The 14,393-nt window shown below is 34.9% G+C and carries 13 protein-coding genes and 3 pseudogenes; 10 read left to right on the top strand and 6 right to left on the bottom strand.

Features of this window, described 5'->3' with window-relative positions:
- The first annotated feature begins 70 nt into the window (after window positions 1–70).
- From COD92_RS17510 to COD92_RS32895, 6 genes are all read left to right on the top strand, one after another.
- Window positions 71–1,354 (top strand): aromatic ring-hydroxylating oxygenase subunit alpha, encoded by a 1,284-nt coding sequence (locus tag COD92_RS17510; protein ID WP_098528978.1) that lies wholly within the window; start codon window positions 71–73, stop codon window positions 1,352–1,354.
- A complete protein-coding gene (locus COD92_RS17505; protein WP_098528980.1) occupies window positions 1,351–1,830 on the top strand; it encodes an aromatic-ring-hydroxylating dioxygenase subunit beta in 480 nt (159 codons plus the stop codon). Before COD92_RS17510 ends, COD92_RS17505 begins: the two co-directional genes overlap by 4 nt.
- Window positions 1,831–1,929: 99 nt before the next feature.
- On the top strand, window positions 1,930–2,844 hold the full coding sequence (locus COD92_RS17500) for a VOC family protein (protein ID WP_098528981.1): 915 nt from the start codon (window positions 1,930–1,932) through the stop codon (window positions 2,842–2,844).
- A gap of 34 nt (window positions 2,845–2,878) precedes the next feature.
- The gene (locus COD92_RS17495) at window positions 2,879–3,913 is read left to right on the top strand and encodes an amidohydrolase family protein (protein WP_098528982.1); all 1,035 of its coding nucleotides are present in this window, start codon (window positions 2,879–2,881) and stop codon (window positions 3,911–3,913) included.
- Between the two features lie 194 nt (window positions 3,914–4,107).
- Window positions 4,108–4,389 carry a DUF2798 domain-containing protein gene (locus COD92_RS17490; protein WP_480254365.1) on the top strand — a complete coding sequence of 94 codons (282 nt, stop codon included), beginning with the start codon at window positions 4,108–4,110 and terminating at the stop codon, window positions 4,387–4,389.
- A gap of 314 nt (window positions 4,390–4,703) precedes the next feature.
- Window positions 4,704–4,937 (top strand): amidohydrolase family protein, encoded by a 234-nt coding sequence (locus COD92_RS32895; RefSeq protein WP_255286595.1) that lies wholly within the window; start codon window positions 4,704–4,706, stop codon window positions 4,935–4,937.
- A 413-nt stretch (window positions 4,938–5,350) separates the two neighbouring features.
- Here COD92_RS32895 and COD92_RS17480 read toward each other — a convergent pair whose 3' ends face one another.
- From COD92_RS17480 to COD92_RS17475, 3 genes are all read right to left on the bottom strand, one after another.
- On the bottom strand, window positions 5,351–6,244 hold the full coding sequence (locus tag COD92_RS17480) for a LysR family transcriptional regulator (RefSeq protein WP_098528986.1): 894 nt from the start codon (window positions 6,242–6,244) through the stop codon (window positions 5,351–5,353).
- Between the two features lie 326 nt (window positions 6,245–6,570).
- A complete protein-coding gene (locus tag COD92_RS32510) occupies window positions 6,571–6,723 on the bottom strand; it encodes a hypothetical protein (protein ID WP_218014476.1) in 153 nt (50 codons plus the stop codon).
- Window positions 6,724–7,557: 834 nt separating this feature from the next.
- On the bottom strand, window positions 7,558–8,160 hold the full coding sequence (locus COD92_RS17475) for a TetR/AcrR family transcriptional regulator (protein WP_098528988.1): 603 nt from the start codon (window positions 8,158–8,160) through the stop codon (window positions 7,558–7,560).
- A gap of 179 nt (window positions 8,161–8,339) precedes the next feature.
- On the opposite strand from COD92_RS17475, the gene COD92_RS17470 reads away from it, so the two are divergent.
- Window positions 8,340–9,077 carry an SDR family NAD(P)-dependent oxidoreductase gene (locus COD92_RS17470; protein ID WP_098528990.1) on the top strand — a complete coding sequence of 246 codons (738 nt, stop codon included), beginning with the start codon at window positions 8,340–8,342 and terminating at the stop codon, window positions 9,075–9,077.
- Window positions 9,078–9,500: 423 nt separating this feature from the next.
- On the top strand, window positions 9,501–9,659 hold the full coding sequence (locus COD92_RS17465; RefSeq protein ID WP_368731442.1) for a fumarylacetoacetate hydrolase family protein: 159 nt from the start codon (window positions 9,501–9,503) through the stop codon (window positions 9,657–9,659).
- A 67-nt stretch (window positions 9,660–9,726) separates the two neighbouring features.
- On the opposite strand, the pseudogene COD92_RS33365 reads toward COD92_RS17465, so the two are convergent.
- Window positions 9,727–9,876: pseudogene (locus tag COD92_RS33365) on the bottom strand (N-acetylmuramoyl-L-alanine amidase); the annotation flags it as partial.
- A 12-nt stretch (window positions 9,877–9,888) separates the two neighbouring features.
- Here COD92_RS33365 and COD92_RS32890 point away from each other — a divergent pair.
- Window positions 9,889–10,002 (top strand): annotated as a pseudogene (locus COD92_RS32890) (zinc ABC transporter substrate-binding protein); the annotation flags it as partial.
- A gap of 801 nt (window positions 10,003–10,803) precedes the next feature.
- On the opposite strand, the gene COD92_RS17450 reads toward COD92_RS32890, so the two are convergent.
- Window positions 10,804–11,919: a tyrosine-type recombinase/integrase gene (locus COD92_RS17450; protein ID WP_098996431.1), complete on the bottom strand. Its 1,116-nt coding sequence runs from the start codon at window positions 11,917–11,919 to the stop codon at window positions 10,804–10,806.
- Between the two features lie 495 nt (window positions 11,920–12,414).
- Between COD92_RS17450 and COD92_RS32070 the strand changes: the two genes are divergently transcribed.
- Window positions 12,415–12,639, top strand: a complete 225-nt coding sequence (locus COD92_RS32070; RefSeq protein WP_098528994.1) for a hypothetical protein — start codon at window positions 12,415–12,417, stop codon at window positions 12,637–12,639.
- 402 nt (window positions 12,640–13,041) lie between these two features.
- Here COD92_RS32070 and COD92_RS17440 read toward each other — a convergent pair.
- A pseudogene (locus COD92_RS17440) lies at window positions 13,042–13,613 on the bottom strand (HTH-type transcriptional regulator Hpr).
- Window positions 13,614–14,393: the final 780 nt, after the last annotated feature.

Genomic DNA, 14,393 nt, shown 5'->3' with positions numbered 1-14,393 from the left:
AAAACCTCTTTCAGAACTGACACAGATGATGTGCAGGTTTACTAAAAAAACTTATTTAGGGGGAGAGCCAATGAGCAGCTATCTTAAGGATGATCAACAGAAGTGTTTATTCAAAGTAAATCGTGAAGTTTTTATTGATCCGGAAATTTTAGAAATCGAACGCAATGAAATTTTTGATAAATGCTGGTTATATATCGGGCATGAATCAGAAGTACCGAATAAAGGCGATTTTCATAGAAGAAAAGTTGGTGGACGAAACCTTTTATTTACCCGCGGCAATGATGGGGTAATAAGGGCATTATATAACTCCTGTCCACACCGGGGTGCGCTCGTATGCCGTGAAGGAAAAGGAAACTCAAAAGTATTCCGCTGCTTCTATCATGCGTGGAGCTTTAATACGCAAGGGGAATTAGTCGGATTACCTGATAAATTTGGTTTCTTGGAAGACCATAACTGCGATGGCTCCAAAAATATGCTGGCTGTCAAACGACTTGAAAGTTACCGCGGTTTCGTATTCGTTAACTTTGATGACAACGCCATTTCATTAGAGGAATACCTGGCAGGTGCTAAAGAGTATCTCGACTTGGTGGCAGATCAAACAGAAGTTGGAATGGAAGTTTTGCAGGATCCCCAAGAATATAGCGTACGAGCGAACTGGAAATTACTTTGTGAAAATAGTTTTGATTTATACCACGGGGTACCAACCCATAAAACCTATTTTGATATTGTTGCGACCCGCGGCGGAATAATGGAAAAAGACAGTCTTGCAGGGGAAGCACGCGCTCTGGGGAATGGACATGCCGTAATGGAATATTATGCCCCGTGGCCAAGACCAATCGGAAAATGGATTGAAGGTTACGGTGAAGAGGCGAAAGAAATTATCGACAAAATCAATGCCCGCTTAGTAGAAAAATTTGGCGAAGAAAGAGCCCACCGCATTTCGAAAAAGAACCGTAATATTTTAATTTTCCCTAACCTGGTCATCAATGACATCATGGCGATTGCAATCAGAACCTTTTATCCGATTGAACCGGGTTATATGCAAGTAACCGCCTATGGTTTATCTCCTATAAATGAAACAGACGGTTTCAGAGAGGTACGGAATGACAGCTACTTAGAGTTTTTAGGGCCAGGCGGTTTTGCGACTCCGGATGATAATGAAGCACTTGAACTATGCCAGGAAGGCTTTTTAAATACTAAAGAAGTCGGATGGAATGATATTTCCAAAGGAATGAACAGGGAAATTCCCCAAGCGACGGATGAAGAACAAATGCGTGCCTTTTGGCGTGAATGGGATAAACGGATGACAGCAGCGGAAAGCAAAAAAGAAGAAGATGGGAAGGTGGAAGTATGAACATAACACGTCAAGAAATTGAAGATTTTTTATTCCATGAGGCGGAGCTTCTTGATGAGTTTAAGTTAAAGGAGTGGGCTGCGTTATTCGCAAGCAATGGAACGTATGTGATTCCGCCCATCGGAAATCCTGATGCAGATTTTAAAAAGTCGCTTTTCTTTGTTCATGATGATCGTGCCCGTTTAGAACAGCGGGCGTTACGATTACTGAAAAGAGAAGCCCATGTAGAATACCCGCACTCCACTACTCTTCACAATGTGACGAATGTAAGAATCGTTAATAATGAAGAGGATGCCGTAAAAGTCAGATGCAATTTCTCTACCTACCGTACGAAACGTGAAGTACTTGACAATTATGTCGGGGTCCTCGAATACATCTTGGTAAAAGAAAACGGAGAATTAAAGATTCAATCCAAGAAAGTCATTCTCAAATTGGACAGTCTCCGCCCGCACGGAAAAGTAAGTATCATTTTATAATATGAAGTCAGATTTTGATTGGGGTTCATACGAATTAACACATTAACGTGGTTAAGCTATGAGGGTCAGACCCTCTACTATAACATAGGAGGTTTTTGAATGATTCGTTATAAAAAGTTGGGATATGTTGTGTTAAGCGTGACTGATCTTAATAAATCGGTAGATTTTTATGAAAATATTGTTGGTATGGAATTTGTTGAACGGGTTCTTGATGCGGCATACCTTCGATGCAGCGGGGACCATCACAATTTAATCCTTGAACAAGGAGAAGAACCTGGGTTAAAAAGAGTAGCATTTGAGCTTGAAAAGGCAGACCAATTTCAAGCAGTGTTTGACCATTTAACGGAACAAGGTGTAAATCCTGTCGAATTAAGCGCAGAGGAGTGCCAAAGTTTGGCCCAAGGTAGAACATTGCGTTTTAAAGATCCATATTTAGGGGTAACGTACGAATTTTATGTGCAAATTATGCAAATGGGTACACCATTTGTTCCTAAGAAAGCCAGAATTACGAGACTTCTTCATGTCGTTTATGAAACTAATAAATTTGACGAATTATTTGATTTCTTTACGAATGTTTTGAACTTCAATATTTCAGATATCCAAGGAAGGGAAACGGGATGGGCCTGGTTAAGGGCAGCTGGAACTCCATTTCACCATAATTTTGCCCTAACAAAAGGAAAAGAAAATAAATTGAATCACCTTGCTTATCAAGCTCAACGTGTAGATGATGTGGGGATTCAAGTTAATAGATTAAAGGATAACAATGTTCCGATTCTTTTTGGGCCAGGAAAACATCACCCATCGGGCAGCATTTTCCTATATTTTGCGGATCCTGACGGTTTAACGATTGAGTATAGTCAAGGAATGGAAGAATTTCCGGAGGAAAATCCAAGAGAGCCTCGCCGTCTAGAACCAACCATGCATACCCTTGATGAATGGGGAGGAAGACCTAAACCAGGATGGGGAAAAGTTGGTAAATTGATAAAGGAAGACCTGGAAAAAGTTAATCAATAATCAATCAACAATTATCCTTTAAGGAGGCAGCATCGTGTCAAAAGGTGAGAATTTCCGTGTTGACTTTCACACCCATATTATTCCTGAGAATTTTCCTGATTTTGCGGAAAAATATGCGGATGATCGTTTTCCGATTTTAAAGCATACGTGCAGCTGTGGAGCTGAAATTTACAAGGATGGAAAGTCATTCCGAAAAATCGACGAGAATGCCTGGAATCCTGAAAAGCGCATCGCTGAAATGGATGCAGAAGGTGTCAATGTCCAAGTTTTATCTCCGATTCCGGTTACGTTTACATATTGGGCAGATGTAGAAAAGTGTTTAGAGCTGTCGAAAGCACAAAATGATTTCATAGCTTCGGTAGTAGCCCAATATCCTGATCGTTTTGTCGGCCTTGGAACGGTACCATTGCAGAATTCGGATTTGGCGATTGCAGAAATGGAAAGAGCAGTTAAAGAGCTGGGGCTGATCGGGATTGAAATCGGCAGCAACGCAAATGGAAAAACCCTCGATGATCCAGAGATTCAAAGATTTCTGGAAGCAGCGGCAAAAATGGATGTACCCATTTTAGTTCATCCATGGGCCACGGTCGGAGTAGAGAGAATGCCAAACCATAACTTTATGTATTCGATCGGAATGCCGTCCGAAACAGCTCTTGCGGCAGGAAGCCTAATCTTCAGCGGTATTCTTGATAAATTTCCAAAATTAAAAATCTGCTTCGCCCATGGCGGAGGGTCCTTGCCGTATTTATTACCGCGAATCGACCAAGCCTGGGAAGTTTGGCCGCATATCCGCACAACGGAACAGCCGCCAAGCTATTATGCGAAGAAACTCTATTACGATACGCTCGTTTACGATCCGTGCAATCTCCAATTTATGCTTGGAAAATTTGGTGCTGATCATATTATCATGGGTACAGATTATCCATTCATGTTGCGGGAAGCACCGCCGGGGAAAATAGTTGAAATGTTGGAAAATGTTTCGGATGTGGAAAAGAAACAAATGCTTGGAGAAAATGCGATTAAGTTTCTGGGATTAAATAAAGAGAGTTTTATTAAAGAATCGGAATAGGCCAAATAAAAGAACATTCCATTTTGATAGGAATGTTCTTTTATCTTGAACTATAGTTCTATAGATCAGGAAAATTTTAATTTTTTTAAAGAGGTTTTAAACGACTGTAGAAATAGAAGAAGCTTTTCTAACTTTGATATGTAGGTATTCGTAAGATAAAAATGTAGTTAAATTAAATGATGAGGAGATGAGTAATAATAAATATTAATATTAAATATAAAAATATCATTTTTGCATTTTTAATGGCTTTTAGTATGTCCTTTTTTATTTCATTAATATTAATCTTAATAAATAGGGGTTATGATGGAACATTTTTACATGCATGGTTAAAAACTTGGTCACAGGCTTTTATTTGCGCTTTTTTTGGGGCTTACTTTTTTCCGAAAGTAATACAAAAAATAATGAAAAAGATTAATTTTGTAGAAAAACCATTAATAATTGAGAATAATATTATAGTGAGAGAACAAAACGATTAATAATAAAATTTAAAGCAAAGTACAGAGTCCAAAGTCATTATGGAAAAAGTAAAACAAAGAAGATTGAAAACGAACTAACTCAAAAAAATAATTAAAATGGTTAATACCGTCGAGATATATCTTGACGGTTTTTTGATTTTTTATAAGTTTGTGTAACATTTAATAACCTTATGAATATAACTAAAATCTTGAATTAAGGCGCAAAAACAAAGATTATTTCGATTAGAAATCCACTGAAACGGTACCACAGCAGGATGTCGATTTGGCAATTGCAGAAATGGAAAGAGTTATAAAAGAGCTTGGGCTGATTGGTATTGAAATCAGTAGCAATGCAAACGGCAAAAATCTTGATGATCCGGAGATTCCAAAGATTTTTAGAAGCATCGGCAAAAATGGATGTTCCGATTTTAGTCCATCCTTGGGCGACAGTTGGCGAAGAGAGAATGCCTGAATATAATATGTATTCAATCGGGATGCCTTCCGAGACAGCGCTTGCTGTAGGAAGTTTAATCTTCAGCGGCATTTTTGATAAGTATCCAAATATATAATTCTGTTTTGCCATATGGCGGAGGAACCCTGCCCTATTTATTACCAAGGATCGATCAAGCTTGGGGAAGTATGGCCGCATATCCGTACAACGGACCAGCCGCCAAGCAATTATGCGAAGAAAATTTATTACGATACACTAGTCTATGACCGGCACAACCTTCAATTTATGATTGAAAAATAGGGGGCTGATCACATCATCATGGGTACTGACTAGCCATTTTTGCTGCGAGAAGCACCAGCAGGTAATGTAGCCGAAATGTTAGAAAACGTGTGCTTGGAGAAAATGCTATCGAGTTTCTGGGGTTAAATAAAGCCACAGTGTTATTAAAGAAACGGTATAGATTTATAACAAAGGACATTTCTGTTTAAATGGAATGTCCTTTGTTATTGCTGATCCATAGCTTATACCTATTTAAATAGATTTTAAATTTTTTAAAATAGTTTCAAAAGTATGAAGGAACAGAAGAAGCCTTTCTAATTTTGGAGAATCCTTTTTATATATTCCAGCAATATTATAAGTGAGATCTTTAAATTCAGCAAAAGGGACGGTACATAAATCTTTATTGTGTGTATTTGTGTGATTAGCTAGAATTAGTTCTGGTACGACACTAAAACCCCAGTTATTTTTAATCATCGATATTACCATTTCGAATCCGCCAACTTCAATTCGTTTTAGATTTCTTATTCCGATTAATCTTTCATCAATTTTTCGCCATAAGGCTGTTTCCCTACGATAGCAAATCATCGTTTGGTCAATAAGATCGTCTTTGAAAATTTCAGCTTTTCCAACTAATGGATGGTCTTTTCCAACAATAAAAACAAGCTTTTCATGAAAAATATATTCAGATTCCAGATTTGTAAATGGGATTACATCTCTTACCAGCCCTATATCGATTGACCCATCTTCAATCATTTTAGAAACTTCTACAGAGTCCGCTGCTTCCACTAGTTCAAACGAAAACTCACTTGTTTTGCGCAGCAGTGATAAAACCTCTAAGACAATCGAAACAGAGATGGCAGGTGATAATCCAATGGTAATCGTTGGAGTTTTAATACCTTCAATCACCTGTCTGGCTTCTTTTACATAGTTTAATATTTTACGTGCATATGGAAGCAGGGCAGTTCCTTCCTTAGTCAATAGGATTTTTTTTCCGTCGCGGTAAAATAATTTACAGTCTAGTTCATTTTCTAATTTTTGAATTCTTGCCGTTACCGCGGGCTGTGTTAAATTCAAGTGGTCTGCTGTACGCGAATAATTATTTAACTCAAAAACAGTAATGAAGGTTAAAAGTTGTTCATCATCCATAACATCACTTCCTTATTTAAAAAAATGAGCTCCTTTAATATTATGATTTCAATAAAAACAATCCGGACGCTTGTATTAATGCGCTTTCATTTTTATGTAAAGAATTACAACTACCCAATAATTTAAACTAATTATAGATTTTAATAATGTTAAATTCTAATAAAAAAAATCTTCTTTTTACGGCTAAAATTCAAAATATTTTTTATAATACCGGGGGATTCAATAAATTGTGTATGATCATTCTTTAATAAAAATAATGTTTTTGAGATTAGATCATATACATAGTTTCTAAGATGAGGACAACTTCTTCAGATGGAATTTTTATATCATAAATTGATCCATTTTTGTACGATATCAATCGTTCCTCCTGTTGTATAAGTGGAAAAATATTCTAATTGAGTCTCATTTGCATATGGAAACCGTTTTTTTTGTTCTTCGATTGTTCTTACATACGCAGATTTCAAAATGGAATTTAGCACGTCCTACACCGTTACAAACTACTATTCTAGTATCTGTCCACAATAATATGCGTAGGATTTACACAGAAATAAAAAGATATTATTGAAATGGCTTTGGATTATTCAGGCCATTTTTTTATTTTTGAATTGGTATTTCGAAAGGTTACTTAAAATTTATTTACAGCACCCTTCCCTGATTAAACTTGCTAAAAACGCACTTTAGAAAAAGTAGAAAAGGGTGATCTTACTTGGAAATATAATATTTCCTTATTTACTATTAGTATTATATGTTAAAAATAACATTAAACAATATGTAAACATATATGATAAAACATATTATATATTATATTTTTATGAAAGGATCTGGCTTTCTGTATTCTACTTATTATGGTCAATGGTCCTAAGATGCATGTGGTATTCGCCCGATTCCGGAAAAGGTATGATGGTGGCAAATATACATGGGTGATTTTTTTATGCAGCAGTTGCAAGAAAGACAAATCGTAAAGGTGTAAGAAGTACTAAAAAGGTTACCCGTTTAAAAAATACCGAACAAAGAATGACGCTTTTTGAAATGTTTGGAAGGTTTAGCAAAGCCTAGAATACAAGGTTATTACGAACACTTTTATTACCTTAATGATTACTTAGGTTCAAATGAGGAAGTCACAGTTGAATTATTGTAGGGATTATATTGGCTATTTGCTTTACGAACAAGGCCTAAAACCTACTACTGTTAATGTTCGCATTAGAACCAATACTGCCTTTTTACGATATAGCTAATTTCGTGAGTTTGCTTTAGCAGCCAATATTGACGGATTTGAATCAGACACAAAAAAAGCCAATTATATCACTGTTCAGTTATTTTCCAATATACTCCAGTGAGTAAATGTGTGTTCTCGTTAAATCAATTACTTCATGGATAAATTCTTCTTGAGATTCTTTGAAGCCATTTGTAATCCAGTTCAGAATTAGTCCGTAAAATCCATATGCTGTATAACGTTTAAAATAATCCATATTAACGGGGAAATTGTTGATGGTTTCAAAAATAAATTGATCCTTATAGATTTTTAAGATTGTTTGAGGGAACCTTGTATGTAATCCTGGTAACGTGTCATCGTAGTTAATCAGATTAAAAAAATTCCGGTTTTTATAGATATATGAAACGATATTTAAAGATGGTGCATTTAGTTTTGCTGTATAAACTTTTTGACCAGGCACATATGGTTTGCCCACTGAAGCTTCTAACCCTCGAAGCATGGAAACAAGTAAATCCTCAGCCAATTCAATTTTATCTGTGTAATGGATATAAAAGGTACTACGATTATAAGAGGCATAATCGACAATGTCTTTTACAGTAACAGAATGGTAACCCTTCTCTTTTATAAGTTCAATCAATGATTGCTTTAAATGCTCTTTTGTCCGATTTTGTCGTGGAGAAGTCGTAGTTTGTTCATTATTCATGAAAAAACCTCCCTTAATATAGACAGATCAATAATTATTGTCTAACTAGTAGACACTTAATGATATCTTAATGATTGTTAAATGTGAACAAAAGAGTACAATTGAATTGTGAACAAAATAGTACAGATAATCAATCTGACTATTATTTTTCTTTAGAATGTGTTAAAGGAGGAACTAGTATGGAGAAATTATTAGACAAAGTAGCTGTGATTACCGGTGGAGCATCAGGTATTGGGGCAGCAACAGCACGTTTATTCGTTTCAGAAGGAGCCAAAGTGGTTCTTGTTGATTTAAATGAGGAAAAAGGGAAAGCATTTGAGGCAGAATTAAAAGCGCTAAATGCTGAAGCTCTTTTTATAAAAGCCAATATTACGAGTGAAGAAGAAGTCGCAAATATCTTTAAACAAACTGTTGAAACGTTCGGCAAAGTGGATGTTGTATTCAACAATGCGGGTATCGGCCGTGTTCATTCTTCACATGATTTAGAATACTCAGAATGGCGCAACACCGTAAATGTTGACTTGGATGGTGTATTCTTAATAGCACGTGAATCCATCCGTGAAATGTTAAAAACAGGCGGCGGTACGATTGTTAATACGGCATCTATGTACGGTTGGGTTGGGTCACCAGGTTCAGCAGCTTATAACGCGGCAAAAGGCGGCGTGGTTAACTTAACTCGTTCACTTGCACTTGAATATGCAGAACAAAATATTCGCATTAACGCATTATGCCCTGGTTTTATTGATACACCAATTATTCCGGAAGAAAGCAAGCAGGCTTTATCTGCAGCCACACCGATGAAACGTCTTGGTAAAGCTGAAGAAATGGCAAAAACAGTACTATTCATGGCCTCTGATGATTCTTCATTCATGACTGGTACTAGTTTGATTGTTGATGGCGGGTATACGGCGCAATAATTTATCCTATATCTCTAATGTGAGATATTTTGATTAAAAATAATTCAAAAAAATTCACTTTAGACCTTGAAAAAAACAAAGAGAGGAAATTTACAATGAGTAATCGTTTTGATGGGAAAGTGATATTAATTACAGGTGCAGGATCTGGTTTAGGTCAAGTCTTTAGCCACTAACGCTGCTTGCTATTTTTACAAATAAGTCCTGCATGCTCTTTGCTCCCTCCTAACACTAAATAAAAAAGACTGCTCCCATTTAGAATGGAAGCAGCCTTCAGTTGACTGATAAGCTAAGCTCATTTTTATATACATTTTTGGAATATTATGTACCTATTACATTATAACAAGCAAATTAATCCAATGTGTCAACTAGGAATTTAAATTTGTATTTCCATTAACTAATTTACGAACGGCTGTACTCCTTTCCATTCCTTTCCTTATCAGCTGGGTTTCACAGATTATGACACTGGAGCCTGGTGATGTTTTGGCTACTGGTTCACCATCTGGCAGTTGTCCAATGAAGGCAGGCGATGTCGTACCTGTGGAAGTAGAGAATATCGGTAAACTATGTAATTATGTATTGTAGCAGATATAAAAAAGAAGAAGGGGCCTAATTAGCCCTCTTAGGAGCACGGGAACCGTCCCCGTGCTTCTTACTTTGATTGGAAATATTCAAGTAATCCTAGATAGATTCCTTGAGCTACGTTATTAGGGAAATTAGAGCTTAGAACGATGATATCATCTTGTTGATTGGAAAGGAAGCCGAGTTCAATAAGGGTAGAAGGTTGTTTGTTGTTTCTTAGTACATCTAAGTTGAAGTATTAAATCCATTAGAAGGATTAACGAAAGAAGAGCAACAACAAGGATTAGACTATATTGGTGTTATGAAAAAAAATCTGGATGCATTGAAATTATCGATTATGGATTAATTATCTAATTTGAGGCTACTTCAAAGGGGTCCATATTCTAATAACTTTTGAGTAACCTCTTCATTTATTTATTTTGGATTGTGAAGAGTTTTACTTAGCTTTAGATTCGGCTGCCATTTTTGGTGGCTTTTCTTATTGAACGGGCAGGATAGCAAAGCAAGACTGTGTTTATGCATTTAAATATATGTTATTTTTAATATTAATAACTTTATAATCATTTGTACTATATATATTCGTTTTATAAGGGGGGTGCACATGGTGAGAGACCAAAGGATATTTCCGCTGTTCTGCATCACTATATAAAATTAACCAAAGGTGACTTTTTTGAATTTTCAAATAATCAAACTACAACAAATTAGTTGAAGAGTTATACATGAGTACTAAGATAATTACGTCAGAATGCAAATCTACAACATGCCAAATTAAGGAAATTATGTTGTTCAAATTTTTAATCTTAATTTACTTTGTGCATTTTATTAATTTTAGGTAGTATTTTCGTTGATTCCAAGTTCTTTTAAAATCACCTGAAAGAATAAATTTTAAATGAATATTTATATCCATTGCTCTACGTATTGAAATCAAAGTTAATGCTGGATAGTTTTCCTCAGAAATCAGAAGATATCACTCAATGGTTTAGAATAGACATAACCTGAATAGGTCCCCTATATTGTTCTCCATGGTCTGTAGATCAATAAAAATGGCCAATAATTTTTCCTTCTAGGAAAGTAAAAAAACACTCTTTCTAATCCAAATATTTCCATTCAACTGTTGTATGCTTTACGTTAATAAAAAAGAGTGTCTTTAAAACAAGTTAACTTTATTTAAATGAATATATGAGTTATCTTGGTTGATGCGTTTTAGGTATATATTGGTTGTAGAAATATCCGAATGGCCGGCCCAATCCTTAACTACCGCAAGAGGAACGTCGTTTTCAAGCAGAAGAGTGACAAATGTATGACGGAACCAGTGGGGAGTTACATTTAAATTTTCACCAGCAAGTTGTACAGCTTCCTTCACAATTTTATACAAGGCTGGGTAGGTTAACCGTCTTTTATTTACTATAGGCTCAATTTTATTGTATAAAGCAAAAAAGAGAGGGCTCGTATCCTGCAAATTTATTTCAACGGTTTCGCCCATACTTTTTCGATAACTAAATAAAATATCTTTGGTTTCATCTCTTATAGGAATTGATCGAGGTTTATTCCCTTTCCCAATGACATCTACAAATAAAAATCCTTTACGATTATATCGAAAGCTTCCCCAATTTAAGCTTAAAAGCTCACTTGCACGGAGCCCCGTGGTATAGAGCAAGTAGCCAATTAGCAAATTCCTCTTCTCCAATTGTTCTCGATTTCGTGTTGCCCTTACTATTTTAGGAAAGAAGGAAATTAGAAATTCAGCTTCTCGTTGATTCAATTCCCTGACTTGCACACGAGTTTGTGCTTCTTCATGACGAGTTTCTTCTATTATAAAGTGTCCTTTTTTAGACACTGGCTTCGAGATCCAAGTGGAAAGATGGGCTTTATAAAATTGTGTTTCATAACCAAAGTCCAACAATCTTCTGAAAAACTCCAATTTTCGTATAGCTGATTTAGCCGAATAATGTTCTTTAATAAATTGGTTATACGCTTTTACTTCTGGGAATCCGATATCCCGAAAGGAAAGGGAATGGTCCGTCAGAAAAGTAAGCAGCGTTTTCGCATCCGATCGGTAGGCTTTAATAGTGTGGGAAGAAAGTTTTTTATCTTGCGGAAACAATTTCTCTAAAAAAAACATTTCAAGAAAATCCTGTTCGGAACTAATTTCAAGTGTGAGGTTCCGATTTTCATCAAGTAGATGACGTGCTTTTAGATTCTCCTGTAAATGGGTTAAGTACTGTTCACCATTCATATTTTGAAGAAGAGTCAAGTAATTCATTATTGACCTCCTATGTTAGTTCTAAATAATTATATTATGTATAGTAAAGATAACTCCAAATTATCTTTACTTATATATTAACACAGAATGTTTGTTCTACCTATAATTCTGTCTTTCTTATTTTATTTAAATAAATTCAAAAATTTAATTTGGGTCCTGTCTGAGATTCCCACTCAGGCCAAATTACTTTTTATTTTTAATATAATAGCCTATTCAATTCAATACAAAGCATATATAGAATTCTAATCATTTGTAAGTAGAAATCAATTAGTAATGTTATTTGAATAATAAAAAGCCTATTACTGCCACTTAATGAACGCAAAATAGGGGGCTATTGGATGAGTTGTTTAGGTGGATATAAGGACACTTATGATTTAAAAGTAGAAGGTGAAGTTGATACAAAACCTTTTGGTGTAATCAATTTGGATTTATCTTTGATATTTAAGAAGTTCCATTTCAAATGATTTAAAAGAAGAACTTATGAGGTGGGCAGTGATGTTTGGTAAATGGATTAGTTGGAATAAAGATATGTTACGTCCCAACGGAATTGAAATGGAAAACGTTAATAAACGAGGTAAACTGCTTGCAGAAAAAGTGAAGAAAGAACTCGGAACTAAAAATAAAGGGAAATTTTCTAGTTTGTCACCTCTAGAATATATGCTTAAAGGTATTAAATTACATATGTCTTTTTGTCCTATTTGGTACGGTTGGCGAAAATAAAAAACCAGGATTTCTCCTGGCATAGACACAATGGAATGTGTCATTACGATACATACTGATTGAAGGTCAGTATTTGTATATATATTATTACATTTGAGTTATTAATCTTGGATATTAGCCTATTTTTTTAAATTATTGAGCAAGGCATTTCAATGAAGGTGTTATCAGAGGTTGATTTCCTTGCTCTGTTATAATTTTTCCTAATATTAAAATACATTATACAAAAAATAGTAAATTAAATTTGGCCCAAATTGAAACTAAAGTGAGTGAATTAAATATTATGGCATTATGATTATATTCATTTTAAGACAAAATGTTTGTTAAAAAAGCGAGATCAAGAGTTTAAAATTGGGATGTCATTAAGGTATCTTTTCCTTATTTCACTAACGGGCCATGATAGTTTTAAAAAGAAATTTTATTCATTTTTTTAATCATTCCTTCCACTTGAGCGAATTTATTTCAATGTTATCGAAAGAGTATTCAAAAACTTCCATAAAGTCATCTCCATATATACTACGAACAATGGTTGTCATTTCAATAAAATCAGGAAATTTTCCGTATAATTGGTGTAATGGTAATGCTCCTTTAAATACGGAATTTTGTAACGGCTCATAATTTTTGAAAATGGTTAAAAGCAATTCTTCCCCTTTTTCCGTTAATTGAATATATGTGTTTCTCATATCATTTTCCTTTTTAGAAAATTGCAAGTATCCTCGGTTTTCCAACTTTCTTGAGAAATTAAAGGCTGTTGACACGTGCATGACTCCAAGTTTGGCAATTTCTGAAATGGGAGCGTCTTTTAAATAATAGGTAATCCATAAAATATGGTGTTCATTAATGTTAAGATCATAAGGCTTTATCCATTGCTGCCAATCCTTTTCAATTACTTTCCAGAGCGCTTTGCTTAATTGCATTATTCTTTGACTAAAAAATAGAGATTCCATAATTGTATAATCATTAATCGACCCTCTCATACTTTCACCTACTTTTCTGGAGTTATATTAATTTATTATGGCAGTAAAATAAACATTAATAAAGTTGTAAATATTTCAAATTTTTTTATAATTCAATTCATAAAAAGGGAGATAAAAATAAGAATGTTATCAGCAAAGAAATAAATAACTGCGTTAACTATCCTTCGTGAACATGCCGTGAACTTCCTTCTATTGCCCAGCTTGTATCATCTAGCGATAGAGAATGCAACGCTCGGCGCCGACCGTGTCAGATGAACTTATAATTTTGAGTTCTATCCAATATTAAAAAGACAATAACAATATTTACAAAATGAAGCTTATTTTATTACTGGTATTCACCAGAATTTTGAAATAAGATAGAACCCAAAAAGTTACATCCCGACTGCTTTCATTATTTCAATCCGTTACTTTACAATATTCAATAAATATTAAAAAGACTTTTTTTATATTTATTGATGACTTAATTGAAACTGGTATAGAGATTGAAGAGGTGGAAAAGGCTATAAACCTTTCGCTTTCCGATATGCCATTTAAATATGAAAAAGTATCGAGTTGTCCTACTTGTGGTTAAAAGGGTTCTGGGTGGTTATTCGCCGTCTAATAATCATAATGGGTGGACCTGGCATAGGGTCTGCCCTAAAAACCATGTAGTTATAGATATTACTGATGAACCGAATTTTTAATGGTTAGGACTTGCACAAAAAAAGGCACCGCCTTTTTAGGGTTATTTACCCAAGGAGATTGTGAAGTAATGTACTTAAAGTAACGGGGCAGCATTCC

It is taken from the genome of Bacillus sp. AFS037270 (assembly GCF_002585305.1).
The sequence above is the reverse complement of the archived record's forward strand: the minus strand, read 5'-3'. Positions and strand labels throughout refer to the sequence as shown.

What these genes read in the sequence shown, in the direction of transcription:
- COD92_RS17475 (WP_098528988.1), bottom strand. Translation starts at nt 8,160, where the DNA reads ATGAATAATGAACAAACTACGACTTCTCCACGACAAAATCGGACAAAA.
- COD92_RS17480 (WP_098528986.1), bottom strand. Translation starts at nt 6,244, where the DNA reads ATGGATGATGAACAACTTTTAACCTTCATTACTGTTTTTGAGTTAAAT.
- COD92_RS17500 (WP_098528981.1), top strand. Translation starts at nt 1,930, where the DNA reads ATGATTCGTTATAAAAAGTTGGGATATGTTGTGTTAAGCGTGACTGAT.
- COD92_RS32070 (WP_098528994.1), top strand. Translation starts at nt 12,415, where the DNA reads ATGTTTGGTAAATGGATTAGTTGGAATAAAGATATGTTACGTCCCAAC.
- COD92_RS17470 (WP_098528990.1), top strand. Translation starts at nt 8,340, where the DNA reads ATGGAGAAATTATTAGACAAAGTAGCTGTGATTACCGGTGGAGCATCA.
- COD92_RS17510 (WP_098528978.1), top strand. Translation starts at nt 71, where the DNA reads ATGAGCAGCTATCTTAAGGATGATCAACAGAAGTGTTTATTCAAAGTA.
- COD92_RS17450 (WP_098996431.1), bottom strand. Translation starts at nt 11,919, where the DNA reads ATGAATTACTTGACTCTTCTTCAAAATATGAATGGTGAACAGTACTTA.
- COD92_RS17505 (WP_098528980.1), top strand. Translation starts at nt 1,351, where the DNA reads ATGAACATAACACGTCAAGAAATTGAAGATTTTTTATTCCATGAGGCG.